This window comes from Methylobacterium sp. E-041, from assembly GCF_022829665.1.
In the GTDB taxonomy this organism is placed as follows: domain Bacteria; phylum Pseudomonadota; class Alphaproteobacteria; order Rhizobiales; family Beijerinckiaceae; genus Methylobacterium.
Genome location: NZ_JAKSYQ010000193.1, coordinates 1 through 18,230 on the forward strand (window position 1 = coordinate 1; position 18,230 = coordinate 18,230).

The 18,230-nt window shown below is 62.7% G+C and carries 17 protein-coding genes and 1 pseudogene; 12 read left to right on the forward strand and 6 right to left on the reverse strand.

Going from position 1 to position 18,230, the window contains the following annotated elements; translation table 11 throughout:
* Positions 1-405 precede the first annotated feature (405 nt).
* Both MKK70_RS18480 and MKK70_RS18485 read left to right on the forward strand, forming a co-directional pair.
* On the forward strand, positions 406-705 hold the full coding sequence (locus MKK70_RS18480; protein WP_243949281.1) for a hypothetical protein: 300 nt from the start codon (positions 406-408) through the stop codon (positions 703-705).
* A gap of 64 nt (positions 706-769) precedes the next feature.
* Positions 770-1,102, forward strand: a complete 333-nt coding sequence (locus MKK70_RS18485; RefSeq protein ID WP_243933535.1) for a hypothetical protein — start codon at positions 770-772, stop codon at positions 1,100-1,102.
* 1,039 nt (positions 1,103-2,141) lie between these two features.
* Here MKK70_RS18485 and MKK70_RS18490 read toward each other — a convergent pair.
* A complete protein-coding gene (locus tag MKK70_RS18490) occupies positions 2,142-2,327 on the reverse strand; it encodes a hypothetical protein (protein WP_243949283.1) in 186 nt (61 codons plus the stop codon).
* Between the two features lie 371 nt (positions 2,328-2,698).
* On the opposite strand from MKK70_RS18490, the gene MKK70_RS18495 reads away from it, so the two are divergent.
* Positions 2,699-3,160: a c-type cytochrome gene (locus MKK70_RS18495; RefSeq protein WP_243949285.1), complete on the forward strand. Its 462-nt coding sequence runs from the start codon at positions 2,699-2,701 to the stop codon at positions 3,158-3,160.
* A gap of 191 nt (positions 3,161-3,351) precedes the next feature.
* Here the strand turns inward: MKK70_RS18495 and MKK70_RS18500 are convergent, their stop codons facing one another.
* Positions 3,352-3,690, reverse strand: a complete 339-nt coding sequence (locus MKK70_RS18500; RefSeq protein WP_243931657.1) for a hypothetical protein — start codon at positions 3,688-3,690, stop codon at positions 3,352-3,354.
* Positions 3,691-4,014: 324 nt separating this feature from the next.
* On the opposite strand from MKK70_RS18500, the gene MKK70_RS18505 reads away from it, so the two are divergent.
* The 6 genes from MKK70_RS18505 to MKK70_RS18530 all read left to right on the forward strand — a co-directional run bounded on the left by MKK70_RS18505 (position 4,015) and on the right by MKK70_RS18530 (position 8,086).
* Positions 4,015-4,254 (forward strand): hypothetical protein, encoded by a 240-nt coding sequence (locus MKK70_RS18505; RefSeq protein ID WP_243931655.1) that lies wholly within the window; start codon positions 4,015-4,017, stop codon positions 4,252-4,254.
* 310 nt (positions 4,255-4,564) lie between these two features.
* Positions 4,565-5,242, forward strand: coding sequence for a Crp/Fnr family transcriptional regulator (locus MKK70_RS18510; protein WP_243949287.1), 678 nt, complete (start codon positions 4,565-4,567; stop codon positions 5,240-5,242).
* Between the two features lie 3 nt (positions 5,243-5,245).
* Positions 5,246-5,506, forward strand: a complete 261-nt coding sequence (locus tag MKK70_RS18515; RefSeq protein ID WP_243949288.1) for a hypothetical protein — start codon at positions 5,246-5,248, stop codon at positions 5,504-5,506.
* Positions 5,507-6,240: 734 nt separating this feature from the next.
* Positions 6,241-6,438, forward strand: a complete 198-nt coding sequence (locus MKK70_RS31100) for a hypothetical protein (protein ID WP_409568292.1) — start codon at positions 6,241-6,243, stop codon at positions 6,436-6,438.
* Between the two features lie 120 nt (positions 6,439-6,558).
* Entirely contained in the window at positions 6,559-7,608 is a 1,050-nt protein-coding gene (locus MKK70_RS18525; protein WP_243949292.1) for a PAS domain-containing sensor histidine kinase, read from the forward strand.
* A gap of 61 nt (positions 7,609-7,669) precedes the next feature.
* On the forward strand, positions 7,670-8,086 hold the full coding sequence (locus tag MKK70_RS18530) for a response regulator (protein WP_243931645.1): 417 nt from the start codon (positions 7,670-7,672) through the stop codon (positions 8,084-8,086).
* Between the two features lie 1,374 nt (positions 8,087-9,460).
* Here MKK70_RS18530 and MKK70_RS18535 read toward each other — a convergent pair.
* Positions 9,461-11,683: a putative bifunctional diguanylate cyclase/phosphodiesterase gene (locus MKK70_RS18535; protein WP_243949293.1), complete on the reverse strand. Its 2,223-nt coding sequence runs from the start codon at positions 11,681-11,683 to the stop codon at positions 9,461-9,463.
* Between the two features lie 191 nt (positions 11,684-11,874).
* On the opposite strand from MKK70_RS18535, the pseudogene MKK70_RS18540 reads away from it, so the two are divergent.
* Positions 11,875-12,702, forward strand: a pseudogene (locus MKK70_RS18540) (methyl-accepting chemotaxis protein); the annotation flags it as partial.
* A 168-nt stretch (positions 12,703-12,870) separates the two neighbouring features.
* Here MKK70_RS18540 and MKK70_RS18545 read toward each other — a convergent pair.
* From MKK70_RS18545 to MKK70_RS18555, 3 genes are read right to left on the reverse strand one after another with little or no spacing between them, the layout of a single operon-like run.
* Positions 12,871-13,998, reverse strand: a complete 1,128-nt coding sequence (locus MKK70_RS18545; protein ID WP_243949295.1) for an L-talarate/galactarate dehydratase — start codon at positions 13,996-13,998, stop codon at positions 12,871-12,873.
* A 49-nt stretch (positions 13,999-14,047) separates the two neighbouring features.
* Positions 14,048-14,752 carry an MFS transporter gene (locus MKK70_RS18550; protein ID WP_243949297.1) on the reverse strand — a complete coding sequence of 235 codons (705 nt, stop codon included), beginning with the start codon at positions 14,750-14,752 and terminating at the stop codon, positions 14,048-14,050.
* Positions 14,713-15,411 (reverse strand): MFS transporter, encoded by a 699-nt coding sequence (locus MKK70_RS18555; protein ID WP_243949299.1) that lies wholly within the window; start codon positions 15,409-15,411, stop codon positions 14,713-14,715. Before MKK70_RS18555 ends, MKK70_RS18550 begins: the two co-directional genes overlap by 40 nt.
* Before the next feature lie 473 nt (positions 15,412-15,884).
* On the opposite strand from MKK70_RS18555, the gene MKK70_RS18560 reads away from it, so the two are divergent.
* Positions 15,885-16,781 (forward strand): LysR family transcriptional regulator, encoded by an 897-nt coding sequence (locus tag MKK70_RS18560; protein WP_243931638.1) that lies wholly within the window; start codon positions 15,885-15,887, stop codon positions 16,779-16,781.
* Positions 16,782-16,840: 59 nt separating this feature from the next.
* Positions 16,841-17,587: an aspartate/glutamate racemase family protein gene (locus MKK70_RS18565; protein WP_243949301.1), complete on the forward strand. Its 747-nt coding sequence runs from the start codon at positions 16,841-16,843 to the stop codon at positions 17,585-17,587.
* The last annotated feature ends 643 nt before the right edge of the window (positions 17,588-18,230 follow it).

Below are 18,230 nucleotides of genomic sequence, written 5' to 3' on the forward strand. Positions count from 1 at the left end.
ATGGACGGCGACCCGCTCACCCTCGCCCTCGCCCGCCTGCCGGCCGACTGCGCCGCCTGGAAGCGCCGCCTCGCCTCGGTGCTGATCGGCGCGGTGCCGCATACCGGCATGATGACGATCACCGTCGATCCGATCCTGCCCTGGGTATCATTTTCTGGGACGGTCGATGCTCAGTAGCGAAATGGTGCGTGCTGGAAGAGCTTTGCTACGTTGGGAGCAAAAGGATCTCGCCGAGGCGTCGGGGGTATCGCTTCCTACGATCAAACGTTTGGAAGCTGCGCCCGGCGCTCTATCAGCTCACGGCCCTACGATCGCAGCCATCCAGCGCGCGTTCGAGAGTAAGGGCCTTGAGTTCATCCCCGAGAACGGCGGGGGCGCCGGCATCCGGTTCCGGGAGCGGTAGGCATGACCTCCTCGCCTGAGCGCCTATCCGAGGTCTCCCGCCTTGCTGGCCTGCTAACCGACCAGGTGCCGGACGCGCAGATCATGAGCCGACCAATCCTGGACCAACACATCCGTGCGCTCCTCGACGCCGCCTTGCTGCTCGCTGAGTACGACGTTCCACTCCCACACCTCCTGACGCAGATCGTCTATGAGATCGACAGTAAGACAGGTCCGATGGTAGAAACGGACGCGGTCGAGCAGGCTGGAGCGAAAGGCATGGCTTGGCTGCTTCGACCCTTCCAGGGACGAAAAGGGCCTTAGTGGCGCAGGGTCGGAACCATCATGCCGAAATTAGTTTCCTTCCGGTAATACAATCGAAGGAAACATGACCAAGCTTGCAACCCTTTCAGGCGCTGCCGCCATTCTGATGCTGACGGCCGGCGCATCCTTCGCTGCCCCGTATTCGGTGGGAACCACCACCAACATGGAAGGCAAGTCGTCCTCGGCCGACAAGAGCTCGATGACCGACGGCACCACGACTGCCAAGACGACCCCCGGCGCCAAGGCCGAGTCTCCCGGAACGGTTGGCGCGCTGAACAACGTTGGCGCCGGCACCAAGCCCGTCGATGGTGAGAAGAAGCCGACCCGAGGGTCAGGTGGTGAAGCAGGGCAGCAACGACTGCTGAAAGCGTCCCTAGCGTCGTACTTGGCAATCTGATGGCCCTGTAGGCTCTAGCTTGCAGGGCCGTTTTCGTTCTCCAGTCGCGACTTCACGGCAGAGAACGGGGACGACCCTGGCGTCAGGTTTCGCGAGAGGGCGACCCTAGCCAGTGAGTGATCGCCGTCACAATGCGATCTACGAGGCTGGACACGCCACGATCGCCCGCGCCCTGACATAGCCTGCAGCTGGGCGACGATCACCGCCGATGACGACAGCGCAGCATTATGGAGCAAATGCACCAAGGGAGGACGGCGCTAAACCCATCGGATGATGTCGCCACGTGATTTGAACGGGTTATGCCGTCATTATTCAATAAAGTTAGCAAAAGATGATTTAGTTAAATCAAATGTGCGCTTTGGTCGCGCGATGACAGATTGTCCTCCACCTGACACCCCAGGGTCGCGCTTTTTCAGGCGCCTACCTCAAGATGTCCCAAGGCAGAACTGCCCGAATGACTGCGTCAGCGATCTGAGCCAAGATGGCCGCGATCTGCTCACCCTCATCCGACTGTGGGGCGCCATCACCGAGCAGCCTGCGAGGGCGCGCGTTCTTAGTACCGCGCGGCAGGAAGCGGAGAGATCAGGCTATCGCGAGTAACACGGGAGCGACCTTTGGCCTTGTAGCTCCGCATCATCTGTGAGTTCTTATGTGATCCGCGAACGACAAACGCACGCCCATACCGCTGGCCTCAATTCTTTGCCGCTGTATAACCCTTAAAATCGATCTTGGTGCTCATCGGCAAGACTTTTAGGCGGCTCGCTTGGCTTCCCTGCTGTTTGCCCCGTCGCCACGCTCGCTCCTGGCCGATCTGTTCATATGATCAGCCCAAGCGATGACGCGCGAGCGCAACCGTTTCCCACTTGACCGCGCCTCATGCGGTGGTTTCCCATACTGAAACCCCTCCGCTGACGATGAGTGACAGTCTGTCAACTGAAGGCAGGCACCTTGCCGGCAAGCCGGACTCAGGACCGGTTCGCTGGTGAGATAGACGAAGCACCCGTCGCCCCGTGATCAGATCGGGGGACGGGCCTGCTGCCTATCGCACGGCCTGCCACACTGGCACGCCAACGGGGCGCCCAGGTCGATCCCGCCGGAAGGTCTGGTTCCCGTAGCGGATCCACGTGTCGCCAATCGCCTCGACGCGGCGCGCGTTGATTATCAGGCCGCCGCAGTAATCGACGCGGACCACGCCGATAGTCGGGTGCACGCCGAACAGGTCCATGGCCGTCCAGCCGAGGGCGATGGCGTAATCACCGAGCCGGTCGAGGAAGTCGAATCGCCGCCTCGCACATCTCCTGCCAGCGCTGAGCCGAGAGGCCCGGACAAGGTGGCACCGTGGGCTTCATGGCTTCTAGCGCAGCGCGCCAAGCCTGGACGTCGGAGGTCGCGGGTTAAGTAGGTGCGGGTGATGCCATGGGTCTCGCCGGATGTGAGCCGGCGGGGATAGGGGTGCGAGCTGGGTGGCGCAACGCGCTGGCGGCGACCGTCAGCCCTGCCAGGTGATCGGAAAGCGCATAGAAGCGCAAGTGAGGCTTGGCACCCTCACAGCCACCTCCCCCGGTTCGATGCCCCCCGATCCGCGGAGGTTCAACAATGAAGTCCTGGCACAACGCCTTTTATGCCTCCGCCATGGTTCTTGCGGTCGCATCGGCCCCGTCGATCCGTACGGCCCTGGCCGCCGATGCGGATACCAGGGAGCCGGAAGTCGTGCTCACGACGCAGGCCGTCGGCGGAGTGGCAGTACCCACCACCGGTTGGGACAAGGCGAAGAAGTATGAGAACGACCCGGATGCCATCACGGCCGGCAAGGGTCTCTATGCCGCCTTCAACTGCAACGGCTGCCATGCCGGCGGCGGAGGCGGGTTCGGGCCGGCGCTCTCGGACCAGAAGTGGATCTACGGGGGATCCCTTCCGAACATCGTCGACACGCTCTATGAGGGCCGCCCCAAGGGCATGCCGGCGTGGCGCGGCAAGATCCCCGACGAGCAGATGTGGCAGCTCGCGGCCTACGTGAAATCCTTGAGTAAGCCGGGTGGGCTCGCCCCGCCGCTTTAAGGACATTGAGCCTTCGCTCGACGGGCACCGACGGATGTGATCGCCACGCGCGAGCGGGAAGTCACGCCTCGCCGATGGATCCCAGGGCGGCCCCAGCTCCGCTCGATGCCATCGCGTAGCCGGGGATGCATGTCGCATCCCCGGTCCGGGACTCCAGACCGATCGGCCGGGATGTTGCAGGCGGATCCGGCCTACTTCTTCGGCTCCCCCGCATCCTTCGCGCTTAACGAGCCCGTGACCGATGGCTCGCCGACGAAGTGGAGCATCCCCTCGGTGTCGATGACCAGCTTGTCGCCGGTCTCCACCGAACGCCCATATCCCGAACCCCGGACGCGAAGCTCGCATCCACCCTTGCATTCGACCTCTGTCGAGGCACCGGCGGCCAGCTTCTGATCGGCCTGGGTCTCGCCCTGGTCCACCGTGAAGGTATGCTCGGCCTTGTCCTGGTTGCTCAGCGTGATCGCGAAGGCCGGCGTTGCCGCCAATAATGTCCCGATCAAGAAAATTGTCGATATTGAAATGTGCTTCATCACTCGTCTCCGTCCGATTGCGGCATGCGATCGAGAGAACGATGTAGAGCTAAGCGTTACAACGAGGACGCGGTATTAAGCCTAAATCGTATATTTACACGTCATATGATCGGTTCGCGCCTGATTGCATGTGATCTCTGGTGGGTGTCACCCGAGACCGACTATCCGCCGGGTTCGAGGCGACGGCCATCTAGATGTCCGTTGCGTTGAATTCGGTCCTTTCCGGGCGACGTCCCGTAGCCGGTCCGGTCGCGGGACGTCGTGGAGTTCGGCGGAGATGGCGGACGGCTCGGGAATGCCTCCAGGGATCGAGGATCGTGACGGATGCGACAGGCGGAAAGCACGGCAAGCGCACGGTATCTCGGCGATCTCATCGCCATCCTCGATCAGGAACGGGCAACCCGTGACGTCATCGAGCTGGTCAAGCTAGAAATCGCCTTGTCCACCCTCCGGGACCGGGCATCGCGGGGTGGGGCGAGCGAGCGAACTGTCGACCTGATCCAGGCGGTACAAATCGTCCTCGCCTTCCGTGCGATGCCCCTTGGAGCCGGGGTGTTGCACTAAGGCCGCCTTCGTCGGCCCTACGGCGCGCAAGAGCTACACGCCAACGACCGTAACGAACCTGCTCGACACGAACGTCCTGCGCAAACCGGCCGATGCAGGACGGTACTCCAACCGGGCTGACACTGGCAGATCTCCGCCCCTTCGGACCTAAGTTCAATCACATGTTAAATCGGCCATCCGCTCATGCATCGTGCATCGGCGAACTCAGCGCGTGACGAGAGCCATGCATCACGCACTGACGAGAAAGCTCGAAGGTTACAAGACCCTCTCGGATCACGACCGTTGGGCCCTAAACGGATTGGTACCCCGCATGCGCGAGGTCGGCGCGCACGTGGACCTGATCCAAGAGGGAGAGGCCCCAGAAAACGTGCACTTGATCCTCGACGGATTCGCATGCCGCTACAAGGTACTGCCCAACGGACGGCGCCAGATCATGGCCTATCTCGTACCCGGGGACTTTTGCAACCTTAACGTCTTCATCCTCGACCAGATGGACCACAACATCGGGACTATCTCACCCTGCCAGGTGGTGCACATCCCTCGGACGGCCATCGACGGGATCACCGCGCATCACCCCAACATCACACATGCGTTCTGGTGTTGCGCGCTGGTGGACGCGGCGGTCCTTCGCGAGTGGCTGGTCAACCTCGGAGGTCGCCCCCCGAACCAGCGCATCGCCCACGTCATGTGCGAGCTTTTCATGCGCCTTGAGGCGGTGGGACGGGTCATGGACGAGAGCATCGCGTTTCCGTTCACCCAGACCGACCTCGCCGACTCGATGGGCCTGTCGAACGTACACGTGAACCGCACGATGCGCGAACTCAAGAGCTTGGGCCTGATTACGCTGAAGCGCCGCGTCCTGACAATTCACGACGTCGAGCGGCTCAAGGCCTACTGCGGCTTCGCGCCTAACTATCTGCATCTGCGGAACACCCGTTGGGGTGAACGCCGCACCCTGCCGTGGGCCGACAGCGCGCAGTGGGGCTGACCCATGGTCGAACGACGCAACGTCGAGACGTTGGTCGTGCTCCAGCCCATCGCCGTCGACACCCCCAGCCCCGACAACGAGGGGATGCTGGTTATAGCCAACCGATTGCTGGTGGCGGTTCTGGTCCGGCCCGATGCCGAGCACGAGGCCCCAGGCTCCTGGTTCGTGGAAGTGGCGCTCGATCGCTTGCTCGGGATCATGCCCCCGCCGTTCAACACGCTCGAAGACGCGACGCGATGGCTGAGGAACCGGCTGCGACCCTGATTCCAAGACCTACGAGACGGCGACGTGATCGATCCGGGGCGTCGATGATTCACGCGGAGGCAATTCTCGCGGTCAACCGCCGCCCATCGAACGAAGCGAGCCCCGATGCCGAAGCTCATGCCGCGGCCGTCCCGAACGGCCCTTATCACCCTGCGATGTGGCCCAGTCCTAGACGAAGTCCGATCGGGTCGTCGCGCCGCCATGGTTCGGGTCGACCTCCGTGCCTCGCGAGGCATCGGGGGTCGCCTTCTTGCGTTCGTGCGCTGCTTTGGGAGGGACAGGTACCATCGGCTCCCGACCATGATGCCACATCTTATCCGGGCAGGCTGGCCACGGACGAGCGACGTCGGCTTGGAGCGGGATAGGAGCGGGACATGAGCGTCGGCCCGGAAGATTTGAAGCGACAACGGGGCGAGCCGAGCCGTATCGGACCCTACGATCCACGAGTTCCGAACGAGCGCGGAAGTCCCCGAGGCTGTTTTCGATACATCAGCATCCACCCTGCTCGGATGCGCGGTGGCCCGTCCCCACGGCTTCCTCGACATGGTGCCCGAGCCGCTCCTCGACGACATCGTGTTGCTCGCCTCCCAGGCGTGCCGGACCCCGGTGGCCCTCATCAGCCTCGTCGAGGAGCGGAGGCAGTGGTTCAAGGCCCGGGTAGGTTTCGAGCCGTGCGAGACACTGCTTGACCGCTCGGTCTGCGCCACGCCCTCCACCATTCTGGCCTTCTGGTCATTCCCGACCTTACGAGCGATCCACGGACCTGGTACAACCCGCTGGTCACCGAGCCACCTTACCTTCGCTTCTATGCCGGTTTGCCCCTGTGCATCGGCGATGATCGCGCGGTAGGAACGCTCTGCGTCCTCGATCAGGTTCCTCGAGACGGATTGGACGCCGACCAGGCCTTCACTCTGGAAGCGCTTGAGCGTTAAGTCATCGTCCAAGTCGAGCTACGCCGCGCGGTAGGAGAGGTCGTACGGCGCACCGCCGCCTTCGAAGCGAGCGAGGCGAGGCTGCGAACGATCTTCCATGCGACATACCAGTTCCAGGGATTGCTCGCCCGCGACGGGACCGTGCTGGACGCGAACGAAACCATACTCAAGGCCGTCGCGTCCTCACGCGGTGATGTGGTCGGCAAGAGCCTCTGGGATACCCCTTTGCTCGCAGGGACGCCGGGCATGCCCGAGCGGGTGCGGGAATGGGTCGACCGCGCAGCGGCGGGCGAACCCGTACGCCACGAGATCGAGTTGGATCTCCCCGGCGGCCGGAGGTGTCTGGAATTCGCTTTGAGACCGGTTCGAGATGCGGACGGCCTCGTGCTCGGCATCATGTCGGAGGCCGTGGACCTGACCGAGCGCCGCATCGAGGAACAGCTGCGGCAATCCCAGAAAATGGACGCCATTGGCCAATTGACCGGGGGAATCGCGCACGACTTGAACAACATGCTCGCGGTCATTGTTGGTAGCCTGAACCTTCTCGAACGCCGGCTCGCGAAGGGCGAGACGGATGTCGGCCGGTACGTCGACGCGGCCCTGGACTGCGCCAACAGGGCCGCGTCGCTGACCCATCGCCTGCTCGCCTTCTCTCGACTGCAGCCGCTCGCACCAGAGCCGGTCGACGCCAACCGCATGGTCCCTGAAATGTCGGACATGTTGACCCGCACGCTCGGCGAGCGGATCCTGATAGAGACCGCGCTTGCCGACGACCTATGGAAGGCCAGGGCCGACCCAAGCCAGCTTGAGAACGTGATCCTCAACCTGTCCGTGAACGCACGGGACGCGATGCCGGATGGCGGCCTCGTGACCATCGCGACGTCGAACGCCGCCATCCACGGCGCCCCCGAACCGGGAAACGACATCAAGCCGGGCCAGTACGTCATGATCGCCGTCTCTGATACCGGGACCGGGATGTCACCCGCGGTGATCGCCAGGGCGTTCGATCCGTTTTTCACCACCAAGGACGTCGGCAAGGGCACCGGCCTTGGCCTGAGCCAGGTGATCGGGTTCGTCAGGCCGTCGGGGGGGGCATGTCAGGATCGCGTCGGAGCCCGGCCGAGGAACAACCATAGAGGTCTACCTTCCGCGGTTCGAGGGGGCGCTTGAGGCTGACTTAATAGCAAAGTCAACCATGGCGTGTATCGGTGGTGAAGTCGGCGAGACCGTCATGGTCGTCGAGGACGACGCCCGGATGTGCTCCTGCTCGGTCGGGGCCCTGCGCGAGCTCGGCTATTCCGTCGTCCACGCCGCGAATGGAACGGAAGCGGTCAGGATGATCGAGGCGGGCCAGGTTGTGGCCCTGCTCTTCACCGACATCGTCATGCCGGAAATGACCGGACGCCAACTCGCCGATGCCGCCATGGCACGGTTGCCGAACCTGAAAGTCCTCTACACCACCGGCTACGTGCGTCGGTGGAGGTCGAGTGATGCTGATGCGCGACGCTTGCGCGATCCAGATGAAACTTCTTCCCATTGCGACACGTATGGGTGCTGCGAGCGAACGGCTCAGCTTGTGCGGCGACCGCAGCGATCCCCGCAGAACTGTGAGATATCGACACTCTATGTCTCTGGAACACCCACCTAGGGGCCAATCGCGGCGCCCACGTCTGGCCCTGGTTGTCGCCATGTGTCTCCTGCCAGTCCTGCTATGGATCGCCATCTACCTGATGTGCGGTAAGGCAGTCTGGTTCTGACGCCATCGCCTTCGCCCTCGGAGCCTTTAGTCCCTGGGGCGGAGATACTGCGCGAGAAGGAATCCGCCTTGCAGGGCGACCAGATGGGCGAAGAGGACTAAGAGCTCCAACGCGCCTAACTCCCGGCGGACGAGGCCGACTGCGATATAAGTGACGATGAGGCACCCTGAGGCGAACAGGATCATGACAGACCGATAATGCCACCCCAGTGCGATCCCAACGGCAAGCAGAAGCGCGGATGTGATCATCCTGACCCAATCACATCCTGGGCGTTTCGAGCCTCTTAACAAAGCCGTTAGAAGCGATCGGATAATGACGCAGCAGATATGGCGCGGCTTCGTCTCGGCGAATGCCGCGAACACGGAGCTATTCCGGATCTATGAAGGGCCGGAAGCTTCCGCCGCGATAGGTCAACGGGTCCGTAGTGGTGGGTGGCCGTGACCCATATGATCGCCCGAGCCTGAGGAAGCCATAATGCGAAGGCGCGATGAACGACCTCCGTCCGAACCGCGTAGAACGCTGGGCAGCTTCTAGGACGCCGCCGTTTTCACGCCCCGGGTGTTATCCATGATCCTGTTCCGTCGGGCTGCGCTTAACGAAACAGACCCGACCCGCGAAAGGCGGCGACCGAGCCTGTCCCGTTCATGGCAGGTGACGCGCCCGCAGATGGGACAACAGCCATTCAGGACAATGCCGACGGGTAGTTAATGAAGTCTGCGGCCTCGCCCGCCTTGAGCGCCAGTTCGACAGGACTGCGAGGGTGCTTTCTGGCACCTTACGATGCCCGTCGAGATCCTGAAGTTGAATGCCCAACCGCCCTGAAGGACCAGATCCGCCTCCCCCCATTTGGCTCCGGCAAACTCCGAGCTGGACGAGCGGCGACGTGCTGCTCTGAATGAAGCGCGCTGTTACTACAGTTGCTCGGACGCGCAGTGCAGCGGAAATCCGCCCGCTCAATTGGCCGAACAACTATCTTTCACTAGTCGACCGGATAGCATGGGCACAGAAGCGTAACATTCACCTGGGGTGGGCTTGATGCCGAATGCAGAAGGAAATTTTTGCTGAATTGTGCGCCGGCCGCGGTTGGAAAGCCTCCACCGCGCACCTAATCCAAGGCGTGCTGCGCAAGAGATTGCAGATGGTACCAACTCTGCGATTCTGAAGTTCAATTCAGGTTCTGCTTAGACGCAAGAAAGCAATCATTGTTGATGCAACAAATAAGCTCTGGAATTTCAGGCTACGCACAATAGAGCCCCTTTTCGTCTCTATATAGCTCTCGACCTGATGAAGCCTCCGACGGGGCCTTCATTCTGCCCATGGGCAAGGTCCTCGGCCGATTTGGGGCGGCTGTAGAGGTAGCCCTGCAGCTCTTCACATCCTGTTGCACGTAACTGCTCGGCCTGTTCCTCAGTCTCCACGCCCTCGGCCGTAATTGTCATGCCGAGGCCATGCGCCATGTCACGGATAGCTTGAACGATAACTTGGCTATCGCGGCGCGATGGTAGCTCCTTCACAAAGGATCGGTCGATCTTGACCTTGTCGAAGGCGAAGCTCCGCAGGTAGCTCAACGACGAGTAACCTGTGCCGAAGTCATCGAGCGCGATGCGTACGCCGAGAGCACGTATCTGCCGCAGGATGTCGAGGGCCGCAACGGCGTCTTCGATCAGGACGCCCTCCGTCACCTCAACTTCCAGCCGACTTGGCGCGAGGCCCGAGTGGGTCAGGGCGGCTAGGATGATATGCGGTAGATCACGGGTACGGAACTGCACCGCAGAGATGTTTACCGACACCCGGTGGTTAACCGGCCAGCTCGCGGCTTCACGGCAAGCCTCTGCGATGACCCAGGCTCCGATCGGGATGATTAAGCCGCTTGTTTCTGCGAGGGGGATAAAGTCGGCGGGTGAGACCATACCGAGCTTCGGATGCTGCCAGCGCAGGAGTGCCTCACAGCCGGTAATCGTTCCGGTCTGGGATTCGACGAAAGGCTGGTAGTGCAGCACCAATTCACCGTGTGCGAGAGCGGTGCGCAGATCGTGGACGAGGCGCTGCCGCTCCTGAAGCTTCTGATCCATTTCAGGCGCGAAGAAGCTGAACGTCCCTCGCCCGTCTGCTTTTGACCGGTAAAGTGCGGCGTCGGCGTTTCTCAACAACTCTTCAGCCGTATCACCATCCGATGGAGCGAAGGCGATGCCGATGCTGAGGCCGATGGAGACATCCTCGCCGCCGATCATGAACGGTGTACTCACACATCGGACCAAGCGCTGCGCGAGAGCTTCGACCGACCCTTGATTGGCATCCGCGGCATCGAGGATCATGAACTCATCGCCGCCGAAGCGAGCAAGCATGTCGGTGCCGTCGAGCTCGGCCTGCAAACGGTCGGTCACGGCAATGAGCAGCTGGTCGCCGGCAGGGTGGCCGTGACGATCGTTGACGGCCTTGAACCCGTCGAGGTCGAGGCTAAGCACGGCAAGAGGGTTACGCTCAACACCGCGCAACGCCTGTGCCAAGCGTTCGCCGAAGAGCATACGGTTCGGCAGCTCGGTTAGGACATCATAGTAGGCCAGGTGCGCCACTCGGGCCTCAGCGCGCTTGGCGGCTGAGATATCGGCGCAGACGCCGCGGTACCCCTGAAACGTGCCATTCTTATCGTGTATGGGGCGCCCGGACAGCGACCACCAGCAGGCATTCCCGTTCTGGACCAGGGGAACGACGTGGTCGCGAAATGGGCGACGCGCCTCGATATGCGCTTGCAACGCATCGCAAGCTTCGGTGTTACCTGCGGCAGTGACGTCCTGAAGCAAGGCGATTAGAGAGGTTGCATCGATCGCGTCCTGAGACCGCGCGAGCTTTTCCGCAAACCGCGGTGATGAGCTATGGCAGCGATGCTTTGCGTCCGTTTCCCATAGCCAATCGCTGGCCTGCTCCTCGTAGTCGCGTAGCAGCAGCGCTATGACCTCACCCTGCTGTTCCAAATTGTATTGCTGACGCTGCCCGGCGCCGAACTGTTTCACTTGACGCCGGACGCTGCGGATCGCGGTTCCTCCGCCGATAACGAACAATCCCGCCAGATACAGGTGCGGTGCATCCCAGCTCGATAGCAGTAAGCCCGCAATAGTGGCCGTCATTACGAGGCCGATATAAATCACGGCCGCAGGCAACACTGTGGCGAGTAGGATGCTGCCCCCCCAAAGGAGACCAGTGAGGAGGCAGATCACGCAGCCGAGTTCCAGACCGGAGACGCGGGGCATCAACCAGACTGGCACGCTGACTAAGCAGACACCCATCACGACTGTCTGAAGACTGAGGAGATGAATGTCGCGAGCGGCGACGGATTGATGTGGCGGCCGAGCATTCGCACGCAGTGATAAAGCCAGCTGACCAAGCGACATCAGCGTGACGACGCTACACCACGTCAGCAGCACACTGGCGTGGTGCTTGAACATGAGAAAAGTGAAGGCACCTGCACAGGCGACGTTCGCGAGCATCATCGCCGGAGCGAGTTGGTCGACAACTTCGAGCTGTCGCGCGCGGAGACGGCCCATCGTAAGTGCTTGCTGGGGCATTGCGCGCTCTAGAGAACAAAGAAGACCCAGCTTTAGGCAGACTTACTAAGGAGAAATGAATGGGGCTGCCTTATGGCTTTGAAATTTCATCTGATGGCGGCTTGAGGAGTTCAGCTCTGGCCGATAGCTTCCAGTCCGCCGTCGGCGGCTTCATCGGCACGGTCTCAGCCTCGGCCACCGAGTTGCAGGCTACCGCCGGGGTGATGAGCGGGACCGCCGCGGAGACGGCGAGCCAGTCGACTGCCGTGGCCGCCGCGGCCGAGGAGGCTGCCAGCAACGTTGGTACCGTCGCCGCGGCGGCCGAGGAACTTGGCGCCTCCGTCCAAGAGATCGGCCGGCAGGTCGACGGCTCTGCGCTCCTCGCCCGGCAGGCGGTGGATGAGGCCGACCGCACGGGGGCGCTAGTCCACAAACTGAGCGGCACCTTCGAGCGGGTCGGCGCCGTGGTCGGGTTGATCTCCTCGATCGCCGGGCAGACCAACCTGCTGGCCCTAAATGCCACTATCAAGGCCGCTCGGGCCGGGGAGGCCGGCAAAGGCTTTGCCGTGGTAGCGACCGAGGTGAAGGAACTCGTCGGGCAGACCGCCCGGGCGACCCAGGAGATCTCTGCCCAGATCGACCGAATCCAGGAGTCCACCGCTGAGGTGGTGGCGGCCATCGGCGGCATCACCCAGCGGATCCGCGACATCAGCGTCACGGCAGCCTCGATCGCGGCGGCGGTGGAGCAGCAGGGGGCAGCGACGCAGGAGATCGTGCGCAACGTTGCCCAGGTGGCGACAGGGACGGGCGAGGTGAGCGGGAACATCGCCGGCGTCGCGGGGGCCGCCGAGGAGACGGGCGCTGCCGCCACCCAGGTGCTGGGGGCGGCCACGGAACTGTCGCGCCAATCGGAGCACCTGCGGAGCGAAGTCGGGCGCTTCCTCGCCACCGTGTGCCCTGCCTGACGCGAACCTACAAACTTCCGCTTCCCCCATGTGTTCGAGCGGAAGCGGACGGGCAGAAAACCACCCCAAGCGGCCATTCGGCTTGCGACCCAAATAGGTCACCCCTCGCCCATCGAAAGCTGCTCGAAAGCAGTCATTTCGGGTCGAGCCAACGAACTATCGCACGGTTCAGTCCAGGCTGCCGAACCCCACGGTTTCCCGGGTCCAGGCAATCGTCTGCTCGCTCATGCTGATGCCGAGACCGGGCTGCGTCGGCACAATCATCCGACCGTCCTTCAACTCTAGACGCTCGTTGAACAACGGCTCCAACCACTCGAAGTGCTCGACCCAGGGCTCACGTTGCATCGCTGCGGCGAGATGGATGTGCAGTTCCATCGCGAAGTGCGGTGCGATGGTCAGACCGGCGAATTCAGCGAGCGTGGCGATCTTGAGGAACGGCGTGATACCGCCGACCCGGGGGGCATCCGGCATCAGGAAGTCCGCTCCGTTCTGCCGGATGAAGTCCCAGTGCTCGGAGACGCTGGTGAGCATTTCGCCGGTGGCGATCGGCGTGTCGAGCGCAGCTGCAAGCGCTGCGTGCCCGGCGGCGTCGTAGCAATCCAGTGGCTCCTCAATCCAGATCAGGTTGAACCGCTCGAAGATGCGGCCCATCCGCATGGCGGTCGGCCGGTCCCATTGCTGGTTGGCGTCGACCATCAGCGGGAAGGCATCGCCAAGGTGCTCGCGCACCTGCGAAACGCGCGCGATGTCGAGGGCCCAGTCCGGCTGGCCGACTTTGAGCTTGATGCCGCCGATGCCCTTCTCACGGGAACGGTCGGTGTTGACCAGCAGCTGGTCCAGCGGCGTGTGAAGGAAGCCACCGGAGGTGTTGTAGCAACGAACTGCCTCGCGTTGCGCACCGAGCAGTTTGGCCAGCGACAAGCCGGCCCGCTTCCCCTTCAGGTCCCATAGTGCCACGTCGAAGGCGCCGATAGCCTGAACGGCGAGGCCGCTGCGGCCGACCGAGGCGCCCGCCCAGGCGAGCTTGTCCCAAGCCTTGCCGATGTCGCTCGGATCCTCACCGATGAGCGCGGGCGCGATCTCGCAGGCATGGGCGAACTGTCCCGGTCCGCCGGCCCGCTTGGAATAGCTGATGCCGAGGCCGCGATGTCCCGCGCTTGTCTCGATCTCGCAGAACAGGATCGCGATCTCGGTCATCGGCTTCTGGCGCCCGGTGAGCACCTTGGCGTCGCTGATTGGGGTCTTAAGCGGCAGGTAGACCGAGCGCAGGCGGATCCCAGTGACGGTCTCGTTCATGTTCTTCTCCGGCGTTCAGTCATTGTCGGTAGCCGACACGTTTGGGCGCTCAGGCCTGCGCAGTATGGAGAGATGCCGGGCGGACCAATGGCTCGTCCGTGGCTTGCTCATCTTCTCCGATCTCAAGCCGCTTCAGTGGCCCGACGACGACGAGGTAGGATAGGGCACCGATCAGCGCGACCGTGCCGATGTAAACGAGCGCCAGGTCGAAGGAGCCCATCTCCTTGACGATGATGCCGATGGCCAGCGGCGTGACAATGCTGGCGAGGTTGCCGCACAGATTGAAGATGCCCCCGCTGACACCCATGATCTGCTTTGGCGACACATCGCCGACGATGCACCAGCCGAGATTGCCGATGCCCTTGGCGAAGAAGGCGATGCTCATCACAGCGATCACGAACACGTCGGACTGGACGTAGTTCGCAAGCACGATTGTGCTGGAGAACATCAGGCCAAGGATGATCGGGAGCTTGCGCGAGACGGTCAGGCTGAACCCGCGCCGCAGCAACCAGTCCGACCAGAGGCCACCGGCCAGCCCACCGAGGAACCCGCAGATCGCCGGGATCGCGGCTACGAGGCCTACCTTGAGGATCGACATGCCGCGCGCTTCGAGTAGGTAGGTCGGAAACCACGTCAGAAAGAACCACGTAATCGTCGTCAGGCAGAACTGCCCGATGTAGATGCCGATCATCATGCGGTTGCCAATCAGCGCCTTCACCTCGGACCACCGGATCCGGTCGCGCTTGTCCCCCATGTTCGGCAAGCACCGCCCGCCTCGATGTAGTCGAGTTCGGCTTGGTTTACGCCTTTGTGGTGACGCGGCTCCTGTACGTAGACGAGCCAGATGATGCCGAGGACGATGCCCACGCCGCCGGCCCAGAAGAAGATCGCCTGCCAGCTGTGGGCGTGCAGGATCCACGTCATGATCGGCGTGAACACGGCGAGCGCGAAATACTGCGCCGACTGGAAGATCGAGGTCGCGAAGGCCCGTTCCTTAGTCGGGAACCACATCACGGTCAGCCGGCTGTTGGCAGGAAAAGCCGGTGCCTCGGTGATGCCCATGAGGAAGCGCAGGGCGAAGAGCGCGACGAACGTGAAGGTGACGAGGTGCACGAGCCCCTGCATCATCGTGAGGGCCGACCATAGGATCAGGCCTGTCCCGTAGACCAGACGGGCGCCGTACTTGTCGAGCACCCAGCCGCCGGGGATCTGAAGGGCCGTGTACGCCCAGCCGAACGCTGAGAAGGCCAAACCCATCGTGATGGCGTCGAAGCCGAACTCAGTTCGCATGGCGGAGGCGGCCACGGACAAGGTTGCTCGATCGACATAATTAAACGTTGTCGCCAGAAAGATCAGCGCTAGAATGACATATCTGATCTTGGTACTGTGCAGACCCTGCCTCTCTTGAGACATGACCTTCCTCCGATGAGGCTGAGCCATTCTCGCAGGAAATAACTACCAGCGGTGGCCGTTTGCCGAACCCATTTCATGCGGCGGCAAGATAGTGCCGTCCAACTTAATTGCTGGATCGATCGATACCGAACTTGCATCGATGTCTCGTGAGGCAACCCGGCTGGCGCAGTACGAACGTCTGCCCTGGCCCTTTGATGCGCGAGTAGCAGACAAGCTGCCTTCCACCCAACTCGGACCCTGCGGTATGTGCCTACATACGTCGACAAAACGGTCAGATATCCGACACGTTGTTCGGGTTGCTATCGACCCTTCACAGACCCTCAGAAGGTCCGCTTGGCCGTATCTTGATAGACAATGACCTGCGGCTGGGCCCGGTGGTCATGCGACCCTCCGCTTTCGGGTGCTTCGTCGCGCATCTGCCGACCGTCGATCCGCTGGCGCGCACTGAGTGGCGTCGTTAGGCTGGCACGATCATGGAGCTGAAATGGCTTGAGGACTTCGCTAGTCTCGCCCGCACCGGCAATTTTTCTCGGTCGGCCGAGGAGCGTCACGTCACGCAGTCCGCGTTCAGCCGCCGGATCCGGGCGCTGGAAACGTGGCTGGGCGTCGCCCTAATCGACCGCAGCACGTATCCGACCTCATTGACGGCGGCAGGACGGGAGTTCCGCGAAACGGCCGAGGAGGCGATGCGGATGCTGCATGGTAGCCGGGTCGCCCTGCAAGCCAGCGCTCGACCGAACCAGCAGACCGTGGCGGTCGCCGCGCTCCACACCCTAGCCCTGAGCTTCTTCCCGGGCTGGTTCCGGCGGATCGAGGCGCGAACCGGCCCCCTGAGCAGCCGCCTGCTCCCGGACGACTTCCACACCTGCATCCAGGCAGTGGTCGAGGGGGGCTACGACTTCCTCCTGACCTTCCACCATGCGAGCGTCCCGGTCCTGCTGGATCCTGAGCAGTTCCCCCACCGCGTGGTTGGGACGGACAGTCTCGTGGCCGTGCGCAGCGCACAGACCACAGAGGAGCCGTTGCCTCGCCTCGGCTACCCACAGAACTCCTTCCTCGGCCGCCTCTCGGTCGTCGCGCAGGCCCGGGTGGATGAGCCGCCTGCCGCATTCACCCACGTCAACGAAAACGCCATGGCAGAGGCGTTGAAGTTCATGGTCCTTGAAGGGCATGGGCTGGCATGGCTGCCGCTCAGCCTCGTCGCTCGCGAACTGGCGGCCGGAACACTGATCGTGTCAGGCGAGGCGATGCCGCTTGAAGTGCGCCTGTACCGCAATGCCGGGCATCGGCGCGCTGCTGTGACAGCCGTCTGGCAAGCCGCCGGGGCGCTGGCCCACGAAACTATGCGGAATCGGAATAGGTCGGACTGACATGGCATTGGCCCCCCAAGTGAGCGCCTTGCATCGTGCTCGAAAGACAGGAGGTCACGATGCTCGGCGTTCTTGGTGGGATGGGTCCGATGGCGACCGTCGATTTCATGGCGAAGGTCGTCCGGAACACCGCGGCTGCCTGCGACCAAGACCACATCCCGATGGTGGTCTGCTCAGCGGCGAACATCCCCGATCGCAATGCCGCGCTTCGTGGCGAGGGGGCTGACCCGCTACCGGCAATGCGCGATACCCTGCGACGGCTTGAGGCAGCGGGAGCAACCTATATCGCGATCCCCTGCAATACTGCACACCTATGGCACTGCGCCCTACAGTACGAGACGCCGATCCTCATTCTGCACATCGTGGATGCGGTCACCTTCGAGTTGACGTCGCGGCAGGGGGACCGTGTCGGTGTGCTAGGTACGACCAGCACCATCGAGGGCCGCCTTTACCAGGAGCGCCTGTCGCAGAAGGGGCTATCCTGCCGGGCTCCCGACGCGGCGGCCCAGGAAGAGGTGATGCGGGGGATCCGTCTGGTTAAGGCTGGGCAACTCGCCGAAGCGACGGAGATCCTGCGCGCGCAGGCTGAGGCGCTCGTCGCTGCTGGCTGTGGCGAGGTCGTGATGGCCTGCACCGAAATCCCGGTGGCACTCGCCGCGGTCGAAGGGGAATTGCGGACGAAGCTGGTGGACGCCACAGAAGCGCTCGCCCGTGCATGCGTTCGCGTTTGCAAGGCAGAAGCACCTGTCTCGACCTCGGCGCTCGCCGCTTGCCCCCCCCCCGGGCCCTTGCCTGTGTTTGCCTGATGCTCGGGGTGATTTTGTTCGACGGCAAAGGGATCTATGCCGGCGCGACTGCGTTCGCGGATGTTATCTGGTTCGTAGCCGATCTTTACAGTCGCGCGGGTTGCTTGGCGGCCTGGATCGAGGCTTAGCTTTCTGGGCCGACTTCTCGGTGAACAAAGATAGGCTTGATTGCGAGCAGACGCGTTCAAGGGGCACTCGCGGAGCTGAAAGATGGCATCGCGGACATCCCGACCGCACGGGCCGCTGCCGAGGCTGCAGCAAGGCCCTTTGAGCGGGATGGCTACAACGACGAAGGCGATCACTGGTGGGGACGGAACGAGGGCTCGGGTTGCTCGTCGCATCTATCACGCCGAATTGTCTATCCCCTGATGCCTACGCTGGAATGTTCAAATCGTGCCGTGAGATAGTTGCTAATACCAGGTTCTGAGCCTTTGCCTTCGTAGCATGGCAAAGCGGTACGCAGGTGAATAGCTATCCGATCAGGCTGAGAGCGTTTGCTTACGCGTTATAGCGCCCGTCGTTGACCACGCTGCCGGTGTTGGCCAGCGCGTCGGTGATGGTGCCGCCCTGCGCCACCGCGATCGAGCCGGAATTGACGATCCCGGCCGGCGCCGTGAGGCTGCCACCCGAAGCCACCGTCAGG